The sequence below is a fragment of the Paenibacillus sp. sgz302190 genome, from assembly GCF_059820445.1.
Genome location: NZ_JBZYAO010000006.1, coordinates 60,381 through 74,945, shown reverse-complemented (window position 1 = coordinate 74,945; position 14,565 = coordinate 60,381). Strand labels below are relative to the sequence as shown.

The 14,565-nt window shown below is 46.8% G+C and carries 10 protein-coding genes and 1 pseudogene; 2 read left to right on the top strand and 9 right to left on the bottom strand.

The genetic code is table 11. The annotated features are described in order from the left end of the window. Window positions 1-146: 146 nt before the first annotated feature. Window positions 147-1,967 carry an ABC transporter transmembrane domain-containing protein gene (locus AC6RNO_RS09565; protein WP_497105294.1) on the bottom strand — a complete coding sequence of 607 codons (1,821 nt, stop codon included), beginning with the start codon at window positions 1,965-1,967 and terminating at the stop codon, window positions 147-149. Continuing rightward, window positions 1,954-3,693: an ABC transporter transmembrane domain-containing protein gene (locus tag AC6RNO_RS09560; protein WP_497105293.1), complete on the bottom strand. Its 1,740-nt coding sequence runs from the start codon at window positions 3,691-3,693 to the stop codon at window positions 1,954-1,956. The genes AC6RNO_RS09565 and AC6RNO_RS09560 overlap by 14 nt, the downstream gene beginning before the upstream one ends. A 258-nt stretch (window positions 3,694-3,951) precedes the next feature. On the opposite strand from AC6RNO_RS09560, the gene AC6RNO_RS09555 reads away from it, so the two are divergent. Next, a complete protein-coding gene (locus tag AC6RNO_RS09555; RefSeq protein WP_497105292.1) occupies window positions 3,952-4,266 on the top strand; it encodes a hypothetical protein in 315 nt (104 codons plus the stop codon). 84 nt (window positions 4,267-4,350) lie between these two features. Here AC6RNO_RS09555 and AC6RNO_RS09550 read toward each other — a convergent pair. From AC6RNO_RS09550 to AC6RNO_RS09520, 7 genes and pseudogenes are all read right to left on the bottom strand, one after another. Next, window positions 4,351-4,737, bottom strand: a pseudogene (locus AC6RNO_RS09550) (AraC family transcriptional regulator); the annotation flags it as partial. Between the two features lie 776 nt (window positions 4,738-5,513). Further along, window positions 5,514-6,335: a carbohydrate ABC transporter permease gene (locus AC6RNO_RS09545; RefSeq protein ID WP_474682068.1), complete on the bottom strand. Its 822-nt coding sequence runs from the start codon at window positions 6,333-6,335 to the stop codon at window positions 5,514-5,516. A gap of 14 nt (window positions 6,336-6,349) precedes the next feature. Further along, a complete protein-coding gene (locus tag AC6RNO_RS09540) occupies window positions 6,350-7,225 on the bottom strand; it encodes an ABC transporter permease subunit (protein WP_497105291.1) in 876 nt (291 codons plus the stop codon). Between the two features lie 56 nt (window positions 7,226-7,281). Beyond that, the gene (locus AC6RNO_RS09535) at window positions 7,282-8,604 is read right to left on the bottom strand and encodes an ABC transporter substrate-binding protein (RefSeq protein ID WP_474682066.1); all 1,323 of its coding nucleotides are present in this window, start codon (window positions 8,602-8,604) and stop codon (window positions 7,282-7,284) included. 151 nt (window positions 8,605-8,755) lie between these two features. Next, complete coding sequence (locus AC6RNO_RS09530) at window positions 8,756-9,922, bottom strand: response regulator (RefSeq protein ID WP_497105290.1); 1,167 nt, start codon at window positions 9,920-9,922, stop codon at window positions 8,756-8,758. Next, on the bottom strand, window positions 9,919-11,673 hold the full coding sequence (locus tag AC6RNO_RS09525; protein ID WP_497105390.1) for a histidine kinase: 1,755 nt from the start codon (window positions 11,671-11,673) through the stop codon (window positions 9,919-9,921). Before AC6RNO_RS09525 ends, AC6RNO_RS09530 begins: the two co-directional genes overlap by 4 nt. 302 nt (window positions 11,674-11,975) lie before the next feature. Continuing rightward, entirely contained in the window at window positions 11,976-12,827 is an 852-nt protein-coding gene (locus tag AC6RNO_RS09520; RefSeq protein WP_488434134.1) for an AraC family transcriptional regulator, read from the bottom strand. A gap of 126 nt (window positions 12,828-12,953) precedes the next feature. Here AC6RNO_RS09520 and AC6RNO_RS09515 point away from each other — a divergent pair, with 126 nt between their 5' ends. Further along, window positions 12,954-14,450, top strand: a complete 1,497-nt coding sequence (locus AC6RNO_RS09515; protein ID WP_497105289.1) for an alpha-L-fucosidase — start codon at window positions 12,954-12,956, stop codon at window positions 14,448-14,450. Window positions 14,451-14,565: the final 115 nt, after the last annotated feature.

Sequence of the window (14,565 nt, the reverse complement as noted above, 5' to 3'; positions counted from 1 at the left end):
GGCGACTCGCAGAATCGCACCATCCATCCTCAACTGCTACTCAATTCTCTACCGTTACGGCGGCATATGCCTGAAGAATAGCGAGAAATGTATAAGCCTGCGTCTCATCGAAAAGAAGCCGAACAATTTCCTGAAGTATCCTTTGTTTATTCCAGTTCAAAAGCCCCGGTATATAATTGATAATAGATTCCTCCGTGCATGATAAGCTGCTCATGATCTCCGCGTTCAATAATTTGCCCTTTATCCAACACCATAATCGCATTTGAATGTTGCACTGTGGATAGGCGGTGAGCTATTATAAACACAGTTCGTCCTTTCATCAGATTATCCATACCCATCTGGACAATTCCTTCTGTTCTCGTATCTACGGAGGAGGTTGCTTCATCTAGAATCATAACCGGAGGATTGGCAATTGCAGCGCGGGCAATGGCAAGCAACTGGGTCTGTCCCTGCGAAAGATCGCCTCCATTTCCTTCGATCCAGGTGTTATAGCCGTCTGGCAAACGCTCAATAAAGCTGTCTGCATAAGACAGTCTGGCCGCCTCCCTGACTTCTTCATCGGTGGCGTCGAGACGTCCGTATCGGATATTGTCAGCAACTGTTCCTGTGAACAGATGTGTATCCTGCAGAACAATACCTAACGAACGGCGTAGATCAGCCTTGCGAATCCGCTTGATATTAATGCCGTCATAAATAATTTCTCCCTCTTCAATATCATAAAAGCGGTTCAGCAGGTTGGCTATCGTTGTTTTCCCTGCTCCTGTGGCTCCGACGAACGCAAGCTTCTGTCCCGGATTGGCGTAAAGTGTAACGTCATGCAAAACCTGCTTCTTGCCATCGTAGGAAAAGGACACCTGCTTTAATTCAACCTTTCCTTTTAAAGGCAGGTGTGAGCCATCCTCCAGCTTCCAATACCAGCCGCTTTCATCCTTATGCTTTTCCAACGTAACGCTGCCTTCGTCGACTTCAGGCATTTCATCCATCAAGTTGAAAATCCGCTGGGCTCCTGCCAGTGAGACGACAAACATACTGATTTGAGAGGACATTTCTGAAATGGGCATGGTAAAGTTTCTGGAAAGACCAAGAAATGCCGCAATGCTGCCTAAAGTCAGGCCGGGATCCCAGCCAGAAATGGCCAAAGCCCCGCCTAAAATTGCAACGAGTACATAAATCAAGGTGGCAATATTGGCCGTGATCGGCATCAAAATATTGGAATATGTGTTGGCGGTTGAAGCGTGATTGAACAGCTCATTATTTATTTTTGAGAAGTGCTCAATGGCCTTTTCTTCGCGGCAAAATACTTGAACCACCTTCTGACCATTAATAATCTCCTCAATATAGCCTTCTACTTTTCCTATCGATTCCTGCTGCTGGAAGAAATATCCGGTCGCTTTCTTGCCTACGATCTTCGTTATCCATAGCATGAGCGCAACGCCAAGTAAAACGAGAAGCGTAAGCGGAATATCCATATAGAGCATGGAGAAGAACACGACTATAATTGTAACCGTTGAAGATAGCAGCTGCGGCAATGCGTCTGCAAGCATCATGCTCAGCGTATCGACATCGTTGGAATAATGACTCATAATATCGCCATGCGCTTTCCGATCAAAATATTTCAACGGAAGCTTCTGCATTTGGCTAAACAGATCGTCCCGAATATTCCTCATTATTTTTTGCGAGATTGTTATCATTATCCGCTTATAGACAAAGGTGCTTATTACGCCGACCATGTAGATGACGCCGAGCAAGATTAATGCGTGCAGCAGGCTGTTAAAGAGCGGATTCTGGTCTGCGAGCAGCGGCACAATAAAATCATCAATCAGCACGCGCAAAAAAACAGCGGTTACGACAGATACGGCAGAGCCCAGCAGCACAAAGAGCAAGATCAGCCCGGACAATAGTTTGTAATGTTTAAAGTAAGCCAGCAGGCGTATACTGGTTTTCCAATAGTTGTTAGTACTCGGCATGCTGCTTTCCTCCTTTCGTTTGCAAGTGCCAGACTTCCTGATAAATGGTGCTTCTGACCAGCAGATCATCATGTGAGCCAATGTCTGTAATTTTACCGCCGTCCATGACAATAATCTGGTCTGCTTCCTCCACGGAAGATATACGCTGTGCAATAATGATCTTTGTCGTATTCGGGATGTTTTCTTTAAACATTCTGCGGATTAATGCATCCGTTTTGGTATCCACAGCGCTTGTTGAATCATCCAGAATCAGAATTTGGGGCTTCTTGAGCAAAGCTCTTGCTATACACAAGCGCTGCTTTTGACCGCCGGAAACATTGGTTCCCCCCTGATCGATCCGGGTATCGTATCCGTCGGGGAAAGCGGAGATAAAGTCATGGGCCTGTGCTGCTTTACAAGCTTCTATAAGCTCCTCATCACTGGCGTTTTCATTGCCCCAGCGCAAATTTTCTTTAATGGTGCCTTCAAACAGAACATTTTTTTGCAGAACCATCGCCACCTGATTGCGCAAAGCATAAATATCAAAGCTTTTGACGTTGGTTCCTCCTACGAGCACTTCTCCCTCGCTTACATCGTAAAGGCGTGGAATTAGTTGCACAAGCGATGTTTTGGCGCTGCCAGTCCCGCCAATGATGCCTATGGTCTGTCCGGAACGAATATGAAGATTGACGCCAGATAAGGCAAATTTCTCGGCATTGCTGGAATAGCGGAAGGAAACATTGCGGAATTCAACTTCTCCGGAAGCAACATCCATAACTGGGGAGGCCGGGCTTTTAATTTCCGGTTCCTCCTGCAGCAATGCATCAATTCTCACCGCTGAAGCGCGAGCAATGGCAATGACAACCAATATAATGCCCAAGGTCATAAGACTCATCAAAATTTGCAGCGAGTAGGCCAAAACGCTCGTCAATTCGCCCGTCGTCATTGTTCCGCCTACCACCAGCTTGGCGCCAATCCATGAAACCAGAAGCATAACGCTGTAGAGAACGATTTGCATCAAGGGCATTTCAAGAGCCAGTATCCGTTCCGCTTTAACCATTTCCGTGAAAATTCGTTCTGAAACCTTTCTGAATTTGGAAACTTCCTTCTCTTCTCGAACATACGACTTGACGACACGAATGCCTCTTACGTTTTCCTGTACCACCTTGTTCATTTCATCATATTGATCAAACGCCCGTTCAAAAACAGGAAATGAATATCGCATAATCAGATACATGCCAATAGCCAAGAGTGGTACTGCAACCAAAAACAGCATCGCAATGGAAGGGCTGATCTGGAAGGTCATCACCGTTGCAAAAATCATCATGACCGGGCTGTGGAAAGCCATCCGAATAATCATCATAAACGCATTCTGAACATGCGTAATATCCGTTGTAAGACGTGTCACAATGCTGGCGGTGGAAAATTTATCGAGGCTGGAGTAGGACAATCGCTGAACATTCCGAAACAGATCAAAACGCAGGTTTTTGCCAAACCCGGCCATTGCAATTGCAGAATATCTGCCTGCAAGCGCCCCGAACAAAAGGGATGTAAGAGCAAACAGCACTAGGATCAGGCCATATTTCCCGATCATGCTCATGTTCCCGCCGCTAATTCCTTGATCGATCAGCCGAGCCATGAATAACGGAATCAATACTTCCATCACCACCTCTCCCAGCAAAAACAACGGGGTAAGCAGCGTCTCTTTTTTATATTCTCTGACGCTTTTCAACAATCGTTTTAACATAAGTGATCTCCTTTTATAGATTTGGGGCTAATTAGCGCGCATATTCGTTGAATACTCGGAGTAACAAATGGTATTATATACTGTATAGTAACTATACAGTCAATCCGGCCCGGTGGGAAATATGCATCCATCAGAATTTCTTTCGATCAGCTCATTTGCGAGCCTATCCGAAGTTGCTCGGAAAACGCTCATTTTTTATGATCGCATCGGTCTATTTAAGCCTGCTCTTGTTGCCGACAAGCGCTTAAAGAGCTTGGCATGCCTCTGGATAAAATCAAAACACATCTAGAAAATCGAACTGCCTCCAGCACGCTCGAATTGCTTCGCCAGAAGAAGGAGGAAATCAAATACCAGATTATGGAATTGGTGTGTTATGCCAGAGCGAATTATGGGGAAACGGACAAAATTTACCCGCAAATATTTGAGTATATCGAGAGCAATCAGCTGATTATAGAAGGGAACGCTTACGAGGATTGTATCCTTAACGAGGTGGTGTTATCTGAACCCGAGCATTATCTGGTTCGGGTTCAGATCCAAATTCAGGAGCCGGAACAAGGCATCAGCCTTGATTGAAGAAACTGAATCAAACGGCAGCGCTAACCGTTCTTGGCGATGCCTACCGCAATTCGAATGACAAAGTTGTCGAGATTTGCTCGGTCAAATAACTTCAAGCCCCTTTGGTAAATGATAACATATCATGTATTTGAAGGATTCTCCGGCTTGATCATACGTGCAATACGGTGTTGCTAAAGCGTCCCAGCAATTCGTTCATAAACAACACTGCCAGCATCATCACATTTTTTTACGGAATTCAGAAACTTCAGAAAATGCTGTTTTCCTGTCCGAATTTACAAGACCAAAAACTCCAAACATCTCAAAAGACCTTTTTTGTTCAATTCGGTAATTCATTTCGATATCTCCTTTTATTGAAATATGAAAGGACATTCGTGGATAGGCTTTTAGAGAAACGCCTTTATCACGCGCAGATATCGGCATTATCCCATGAAGATTCTTAAACGCCCGTGCAAACGCTTCCGGCGAGTCTTCTCGATGATCGCCTCCGAGTAGATAACCTTGGAGGTGTAGCCCAGAATGAGGAGAGGGACTAGAATCAAGGGAATGTATACCGCGAATATTTTCGTTCGAATGCGCTGGTTGCGGAACCATCGCGACAAACTGATTCGCTGAAGGATGCTCATGACGATTCACCGGCTCTCCATTAGACTTTCGATTTATTCATTATACATCTTGTCGCGGACGGAACAACTCCGTTGTTGCTGTAAGCGGCGTCAATCAACAGCATTATGGCCTGCGCATTTGTACAATCTATATGTCGATCAATAGAATTTTTCGAATGATGACATGTGATGAATCGGGATGCATTTTGGCACAATGATATTACACAAAAAAGAGGCATTCCCTCTGTCATCGATGACTTTTGGGATTGCCCCGTATTGATTATATGTTGGTATCCGGAAATCCGCTCTGTTACATGTACTTATGACCAGATTCCCATCCCGCATAATCATTTCCTTCAAACGGTCGATAGGACGTAACGCTTTCCGCTTTCCGATGAACTGTAGGAAGGGCCTAGTTTAAGTCTGGTACCTCGGTTATCAGACCTCCCCCTTAGCACATCTGCCCCAATGAACTCGGGAACCAGATCCGCCGGACGGCGAGCTCCTCTGCATGCGGATATCTATACACCTAGATCCATGACGGCGAAAAAAGGTTCGCGAGGGGGAGGGACTATTAATTATCTGTGCCGCTGACTTTTCTGCGTTTTTTCATGAACTAAGACGACGTATAACCGATCGTATTCATCCCTTTACAGCCCCGCTGCTTAGCCCGCCTATCACTTTTTCCTGCATCAGCAAGTAGACTGCGATCATCGGCAAGATGGCAATGACAATGGCGGCAAAAATCGGGCCCATTTCGACACTTCTTTCACCTACAAAAGAAAGCATGGAGAGCGAGATGGTATACATTTCTTTTTTGGTTAAGAACAAGACAGCGAAAATCAATTCATTGTAAGTGAATAAAAACGTCAGAATCGCAGTGGTGGAAATAATCGGCATGCAAATCGGGATTACAAAAGAAAATAGATAACGCACCGGACCACATCCGTCCACCAAAGCGGATTCATCGATTTCCTTGTTCAAGCCTCTGATATACCCGGTAATCAGAAAAACCGCAAACGGGATATGAAATGTCGAATATATGACAATAATCGTCAAGTAACTGTTGTACCCGTTCACCAACGCCACCAATTTAACCAAAGGTATTAGTGTCGAATGGAAGGGCACCATAATGCCTACGATCAAATACATGTAAAGTAAGCCGGGCAGCTTTCCATTCCCTTTGGCCAAGTAAAAGGATGCCATCGATGCCAGCAGGACGACCAAAAAGGTGCTCATAGATGAAATAAAGAATGAATTGAAGAGCGCTTTGCCTAAACCTGCTTCGACAAAAACACGGACGTAATACTCGAAATGGTATTCGGTCGGCAGCTTGAAAGCGGACATGCCGAAGATTTCATTATTCGTCTTCACAGAGGAAATCAGCGTAAAATATAAGGGATATAGCGTAATTGCGGCCCATACAACTGCGAATAGATAAATTGCGATATTTTTCGTTCTCATCGTTTCCTCGTTTCCTACGCATCTTGTTTGGCGAAGCGATTCAGGATAAGGCTGATCGTCAGACCAGTTACCAGAATAAACGTCCCGATGCTGTTTCCTAAGCCAAAATTGTTGTATCTGAAGGCTTCGTTGAAGAGAAGCGATGCCGGCACTTCGGTCTTCTGATTCGGGCCCCCGCCCGTCATGACATAGACGATGTCGAACACCTTGAGAGAGCCGGTAATTGCAAGAATCGAAAAAATTTTAAACGTTTCCTTCATCATTGGAATTGTGATCAGCGCAATCTGTTGAGAACGGCTTGCACCATCAATTTCGGCTGCTTGGTAAATGTCCTTGGGGATGGAAACGAGACCTGCTGCAAAGATAACCATATTTAACCCGGCAAACACCCACGCGTTTACGAGGACAACTGTAAAAATGGAACGATCCGGATCGCCAAGCCAGTCGTGCGCCAACCAGCCCAAGCCCAAGGTTTCTAGCAAAGCGTTCAATGCACCAAAGTTAGGGTTCAAAATAAAAGTCCACATCAACCCAACTGCAGTAATCGGAAGAACGACCGGCATAAAAAATGCCGTCTTGAAAAACCGCTTGAATTTCCGATCACCCGTCACAACCAAGGCCAGAGCGAACGCGATTGGCATGAGGACTAGAAATGAGCCTAGAATGAACCAGCAAGCGTTTGTCAATGATCTCCAGAATGTGGCATCTTCCAGCATCTGCATATAGTGATGGAACCCGACAAACTCCATGGTTGATTCTGCAATGAGATTCCAATTGAAAAACGACATGTAAACAGCAAAGAAGGCGGGATAAATTAGGAGTAAGGTATACAGAATCAATGCCGGAAAAACGAAGCCGATTCCGATCCATTTTGCTCGATGTGCAAACATGTGAAGTCCTCCATTGAGGGGTTCAACCGACAAGGTTGCCGGTTGAACTCCCTTCGTTAATTGCTTTTCTTAATTTCATCGGCAATTTCTTTGGCCACTTTCTCCGGCGGATTCTTAACGAACAAGCCTTGAATTGAATTTCTCACGCGATCAAGCAACTGCGGCAGTTTATCATAGGAAGGAACGTCATTTTTGTAAACCTTTGCGTTCTTGATTGCGTTCACGAAATCCGAGGAGATCGGATTGTTCACATTCGGATTCGGCGACATTTTAACTGGGTAAACGCCGCCTTGATTTACTTCCTCCTGTTTCCGGAAATAGTCGACGGATGTCAGGTACTTCAACAGTTTGATGGCCGCTCCCTTCTCTTTGTCCTTAAGCTTGCCGTAAACGGAGAAACCGCCGCCGGCGCCGCCCATCCAGTTGTCTTTATTCTCCGGCTTATCCTTAAAATAAGGAAACGGAACAAAGCCGATCTTATCCTTGATTTCACTGCTAGAAGCCTCGCCGATGAACCAACTGCCGTCCATATGCATCGCCGAACGGCCGCTTAGGAACAACGCTTTCTCCTGATTCATATCCACGCTTACCGCGTTGTCGCCGAAAACCCCTGCCTGATTAAAGTCCGAGATGAGTTTGAATAAGGAAACCATGTCAGGGTCATCATAATGTGCTTTGCGTGTGGCCAAATCATCGATTTTTTGCGGACCGAACTGCTTCATCACCAAGTTGTTAAAGAAGTGTCCTCCCCGCCATGTATCTTTGGCTCCCAACGCCATTGGGATGTATCCAGCCGCTTGCAGCTTTGGCGCCTGTTCCAACAGCTCCTCCAGCGTCTGCGGCGGCTGTAAATTGAGTTTCTTAAAAATCTCTTTGTTATAGAAGATGCCTACAGCGAAAAATTCAGCCGGAATGCCATAGACGCCTTCTTTGCCCTTAAACTGCCAGTTCTCGAACAATGGCAGAAGCTGATCCGACCATCCCTTGTCATCATTCATTGCACCGGATAAGTCGAGAAATGTTCCGTTATCCGCATAAATCTTGAAGGCTTCACCGCCCCATGTCTGGCTGATGGCCGGAAGATCCCCGGAAGCGATACCCGTTTTGAATTTAGTCATATAAGCGGATTCGTCGGTTATCGACTCATCCAGGACTTCGATATTCGGGTTTTCCTTCTGAAACTGCTTGATGCGGTCTCTGAATGCGACGGGACCCGGCGTATTATCCGCCCATCTGGTCATAATGCGAATGGATACCTTATCCGGTTTGCCGTCTTGTTGATCCGATTTGTTACCGCCAGTGCTGTTGCTGCAAGCGGAAAGCGCTACCATGGATCCTGCGAGAATGACCGATATCAGCACATTTGCCAACGTTCTCATCTTCTGTACCAACCCTTCTGTATTTGGATAGATTACTCCTAAATTATAAAATGGACTGAACCTTTTCCGAAACGTGAACAAACATACTTTTCTTGGATTAAAACGACAAAAAACGACCCTTCTCCGTTTCTCGAAAAAGGGCCTTACGCCGTTATGACTTATCGAGGTTGCGGTATTCATTCGGCGTCATTGCATGCAATGCTTTGAATAATCTGCTGAAATACGCGTTGTCTTCGTATCCGACCTCATGCGCGATCTCGTATACTTTCAGCGTAGTTTGCTTAAGCAGTCGCTTCGCTTGGTCCATTCTGATGCGCACCAAATAATCGGTGAAATTCATGTCGATTTCCTTCTTGAACAACCGGCCCAAATAATTCGGATTGACGTGAAGCTGCTCTCCAAGCGTCAGAAGCGAAATGTCCTCTGCATAATGCTGCTGGATGAGTTCAATCGCTTTCTTGACCAAATAATGGCTCGCCTCCACAATCGTACAATCGGACAACGATTCGGCTCCTAAAGTCACCATACTTTGCTGATACAGCCGGGGGATTGCAGCCAAATCGGCGATGATGCCTCCCCAACCCATGGACAGATTTTGCCGGATGAGCCGCTCGACCGTCTGCTGACTTTCCCTGATTTTGAACAGTAACGACTCTTCGGGGACATTTTGGGAGAAGAACACTAACGTGACTTGACGAATTTCGTCAACAAACACCGGAATACCAATCTCCGACAACATTTCTTCGAAAATATTTTTCAAGAAAAACCGTATCCGGTGGTCCATTTCTACAAGGTTTGAAGCATATATATGAAACAAAGCGATCTCGCTGTAATCCGGCAGGAGCATTTCGTCGTAATAGGGGATAGGGATGTTGTGGCACCAATCGCGTATCCGCTTCTCGAGCATATTTTTGTCGCGCAACCGGTTCAGCATGTTTTTCGATTTCCTCTCCACAAGCCTATCCTCCACCTTGCGGAGCAACTCCGTCACTTGCTGCTTGCTTACAGGCTTCGTAACGTATTCAAATATGCGCAAGCGGATACCGGTTATAGCGTATTCAAAATCGGCATACCCGGATAGCAGCACGACATTCGCCTCTTCGTTCATCTCCCTGATCTCTTTGACCAAATCCAATCCGCCTCTGCCCGGCATCCGAATGTCCGAGATCACGAGATCAATGGGATGAAGGGTGAACAATTCCAAAGCTTCGTTCGTGTTCTCGGCTTCCATTACAACATGCTTCGGATCGATGGATCTGATCATCCCGGCCAGTGAGGTTCTGGGTAACCGCTCGTCGTCAACCACCAAAATCATCATCTTCGTTCGCCCGCTTCCATAACAGGAATTCGCACAGTGACTTTTAACCCGCCCAATTCGCTTTTGGACAGTTCAATCCCCCTGTCCAACCTATAAATCAGCTTTATTCTTTGATTTAAATTGATCAAGCCCAAACGTGTGTGGGAATCATTGGGGGAACCCCGATGCTCCAGCAAGTCTCTGTATTGGTTCTCGCTCACACCGACCCCGTTATCCTCGACAGATAACACAAGATCTCCGCCATCGCGAAACACCAGGATACGAATCAGTCCTGGACTTCGATCCATTGGTTCCAGCCCATGGATAATCGCATTTTCTACCAGAGGCTGAAAGAGCAGACGTATGACGCGGACATCCAAAATCTCATCTTCCACTTGCAAATCGACTTGAAGCTTATCTTCGAAACGATAAGTCTGCAGGGTAATATAACGCTGCAGCTGCTTCAAATCTTCCTTTAACGGAACTAAATCCGAACCGGGTTGTATCGTATATCGCAGCATTTCGCTTAACGAATGCACCATCTCCGCCGTCTGTTCCTCGCCCTTGTTATACAGCATCCAGAAGATCGTATTCAGCGTGTTGTACATAAAATGCGGCTGAAACTGCGCCCTCAGTGCAATTAACTGCGCCTGTTCCTCGCTGATCTGTTTGTCGGCCAAATCTTTTACCGCCTTGTTTAAGTCGCCGACCATTTTGTTAAAACCATGAATCAGTGTGATTACTTCCCGATTTGCATACTGACCGTGAATCGGTAGCAGGATACCTCGTCTGATTTTCTGAAAGCTCTGCGTTAATAATCTTAGTGGCCGGGATAAAGACCAGGAGAAAAGCAATACAAAAAGTATCGCCCCCGCCAAAGCGATCAATCCAATCGTAATGATGCGGTATTGCATCTGCTTCATTTCACGTTCCAACGTATGCTTGTTGACGTAGGATAGTATGGTAAACTGGCTGTACGACGAGTTGGCTTTGATAATAAATCGGTCTTCTTCCTCAATCGTTTCCGTCATGATCGACGCGTCTTGAAGTCGGAGAAGTCTCTGTTCCCCGGCGGCTATCGTTTGACCTATCTCCGACTTCTGTTTGGAATAAACGATACGATGGTAGCGATCGACAATCCGAATATTTTCAATCTCCGCCAGTTGCTTGTCCTGACTGATGTTTTCAATGACGGTAGCAGGGATAATAACGAGAATTTGCCCAATAGGCTTCAAATCGGTCCAACTATTAACGATACGACTGCCAATTACGGCCGGAACAAGAATCGTATTTTTCATCTCGCCTCCCGCCCAAACCACGCTTCCCTCCGCTTGAGCGACGTGGGGATACCAGGCCATACTTTTCAGTTCGTTTATATTCTTCCACGCCAAGTCGAACCCATTGAAAGCCGTATAAGCATTCTCGTTCTCATCCAAAATTTGAACGATGATGCCACGGGCAAATGTCTGGCTCTGCCGCGCGATCTCTTTCTCCAACTCGTATTTCGGAATCTTGGGGGGTATTTTCATGTGGATCTGGGTCAAGTAGTCCAAAACCGCCGGACTATAAGCAAGTTGTTTGGAAAATTCATCGTATTCTTCTAATGTATTGTCCATACGCTCTTTCATTTGATTGATGGAATATAGCAAAAACTGGGTGGATTTCTGATAGAGAATTTCCGAAGACTTTTGATAGGAAAAAAAGCTGACAACCAAGGTTAAAGCGAGCATAATCACACTGAATGCGAAAATTAATTGCGTCAAAATGGACATGTTTTTCAAGCTGCGCCACTCCCGAACCGATATAATCACTCCTGCTTGAACGATGTCAGAACATTCTACGATTTCTATGCGATTATAGGCGGCTTGCTGCCCTCATCTCAACACTATTGTATCATGGGGGGGGAAATGTTTGAAGAAATTGTTCGTTGGAGCGTAAAAAGGCGCCCTTACCCCAAAAACTTCGCGAGCGGTTGAAAGAGGATATTCGTCTTGCGGGGAGCCGACTTCTTTCGCGATCATACCGATTCGGAGCACATAAAAAGAAAGGGCTTTTGCCCCCTCCATATCTTCGTTCATATTGTCGAATTAGACGGATTCGGATGATGAGTCAATCGATACGCAGTCGGAGATAAACCCGTGGATGATTTGAATAATTTGGATAGATAGGAGATGTCGGGAATGCCAACTTTAGCGCCGATTTCCGCCAGCATGAGGTCCGTGGAGGTCAATAGCCACTTCGCTTCTTCTATCCTTTTTCTGTTAACGTATTGAATCGGAGATGTGCCGAAACGCCTTTTGAACACGCGGATAAAATAGTTGGGATGCAGATGGGCGCGTTCCGCCAACTCGTCGATCGTCAAGTTTCGATGATAGTTTAGTTGGATATGCTCGATGACACCTTGAAGGGGTTCGGACACTGCAGCGAGTTCGACGCCTGCCACGTCGGAAGCTGCATGCTCAACATAATATGCAATCAACTTCAGCATGGCCGCTTTAATCAGCAGGGGAGCGGATAGGGACGTACCGGATTCGCAGGAAAGCAGTTCTCGGAACAGCTGCTTCGGTTCGCCGTCTTTCCCCGGTTCGAGAAATACGGGTATTTTTAGCAGATTGAACAGGTTGTTTTCCCCGACCTTGGCCGTAAAATGGCACCAATATTTCGTAAAGCGCGGGCCGTCCGTATAGGAGTAAGATTGCTTCACTCCTTGCGGCATCAGGTACCACTGCCCCGGTTTAGGCGTATACTCCGTATCGCCGATTTTCAACCAGCCTTCGCCATCGCAAATCAAATAAAATTTGTTATAGTCCGGCGTGTAATCGAGATCCCGCCAGTCGGACCAAACCTGGTTATGTCCCATTGCGGTTACGTGAACCTGAAGGTTATCGAGATAAAGCCGGATCAGTTGTTGTTGGGCATTGTCCATGGGTAATCACCGATTATGGAAAGATAGATAATTTTATACAACAAGAAGTTAGGATTCTATATTCATGAGTATACCACAATACTGCTAGGATAAGGCTGTAACAAAAAAATAGGAGGCCTGATCCGCATGGTTAAGGCGCACATCGCCAAGGGTCCTTTCGAACCCACATTTGAATCGCTCAGGAAATTCGAGTGCCCGGAATGGTTCCGGGATGCTAAGCTCGGCATATGGTCGCATTGGGGCGCACAATCGGTGCCAATGTACGGGGACTGGTACGCCAGGAACATGTATTACGAAGGTTCCGAGCAATACCGGTACCATATCCGCCATTACGGACATCCGTCAACATTCGGCTACAAAGATATCGTACAGCTGTGGAAAGCGGAGAAATTCGATCCGGAATCGCTGATGGACTTGTACGTAGCTGCCGGTGCCAAATATTTCGTCGCACAGGCGATGCACCACGACAACTTTTTCAACTACGACTCGAAAATCCACCGCTTTAATTCGGTCAACATGGGACCGAAGAAAGATATCGTTGCGCTGTGGAAAGCCGCCGCTTCCCGCCGGGGACTGCCTTTCGGGCTGACCGAGCATCTGGGAGCGACGTTCAGCTGGTTTCATTTCAATAAAGGACAGGATAAGGAGGGCCCTTATGCGGGCATCCCTTATGACGGAAACGATCCCAAGTACGAGGATTTGTATTTGCCGAACCGCGAGCATTATCAACCGGACAACCTGCAAATGGAACCGACGCCATGGTATACAATCAATCCTTGGTGGCATCAGCGCTGGTTCGACATCATCAAGGAAGTCATCGATCTGTACCAGCCGGATCTGCTGTACTCCGATGGCGGACTGCCGTTCGCTAGCGCCTGGGATCAAAGGGACGCCTCCTTGGATGACCCGTCGTTCGCAGCCGGACTGAATGCGGTCGCGCATCTGTACAATACGAGCGCTGCGGCCTATGGCGGCGTGAATCGCGCAGTCTATAACCAGAAGGACCGCAGGCAGGACGTTTACCGCATCGGCATCCTCGACATTGAACGCAGCCAGTCGCCGGACATCAGGCCTGACCCGTGGCAGACCGATACGTGTGTCGGGGATTGGTTCTATAATGTGAAAACGGTCTATAAGAAACCAGGGCATGTCATTGAAATTCTGGTCGACATCATCGCCAAGAACGGCAATCTGCTCCTCAATATTCCGCAGAAGCCGGACGGTACGATTGATGACGAGTGCACGTATATCCTGCAGGAGATGGCCAAATGGATCCGGATATGCGGGGAAGGCGTGTACGGCACCCGGCCGTTCCGCGTATCGGGCGAAGGACATTCCCGCGTCGTCATTGATCATTTCAAGGAGGACAGGGTGGAATGGAACTCCGGCGACTTCCGTTTCACCCAAAAGGGAAATACGCTTTACGCATTCCAGATGCGGTGGCCGGAAGATCATCGTGCCGTCATTCGTGCGTTGACGCCGGCAGACAAAGTGGAATCCGTTCGGCTGCTTGGCGTAGGCGCAGTACCGTTCGAACAACCGTACGGAGCGCTCATCGTTTCGCTGCCGGACCGGCAGCCGACGCCGTACGTCAACTGCCTGGCGATCGAACTCAAGCCGTAAGTATTCGACAATCGGTAAGAGGCTGCCCATTAATCGGGTAGCCAACTCCGGGTAGAAAGACCACTCACTTCATAATCACCTGTGATTTTGCTTCTTCAAACTTAGATGACAAAAG

Coding starts and splice junctions, on each gene's coding strand:
- AC6RNO_RS09530 (WP_497105290.1), bottom strand. CDS start 9,922: ATGATGATTTTGGTGGTTGACGACGAGCGGTTACCCAGAACCTCACTG.
- AC6RNO_RS09540 (WP_497105291.1), bottom strand. CDS start 7,225: ATGTTTGCACATCGAGCAAAATGGATCGGAATCGGCTTCGTTTTTCCG.
- AC6RNO_RS09565 (WP_497105294.1), bottom strand. CDS start 1,967: ATGCCGAGTACTAACAACTATTGGAAAACCAGTATACGCCTGCTGGCT.
- AC6RNO_RS09555 (WP_497105292.1), top strand. CDS start 3,952: ATGCCTCTGGATAAAATCAAAACACATCTAGAAAATCGAACTGCCTCC.
- AC6RNO_RS09515 (WP_497105289.1), top strand. CDS start 12,954: ATGGTTAAGGCGCACATCGCCAAGGGTCCTTTCGAACCCACATTTGAA.
- AC6RNO_RS09560 (WP_497105293.1), bottom strand. CDS start 3,693: ATGTTAAAACGATTGTTGAAAAGCGTCAGAGAATATAAAAAAGAGACG.
- AC6RNO_RS09520 (WP_488434134.1), bottom strand. CDS start 12,827: ATGGACAATGCCCAACAACAACTGATCCGGCTTTATCTCGATAACCTT.
- AC6RNO_RS09535 (WP_474682066.1), bottom strand. CDS start 8,604: ATGAGAACGTTGGCAAATGTGCTGATATCGGTCATTCTCGCAGGATCC.
- AC6RNO_RS09525 (WP_497105390.1), bottom strand. CDS start 11,673: ATGTCCATTTTGACGCAATTAATTTTCGCATTCAGTGTGATTATGCTC.
- AC6RNO_RS09545 (WP_474682068.1), bottom strand. CDS start 6,335: ATGAGAACGAAAAATATCGCAATTTATCTATTCGCAGTTGTATGGGCC.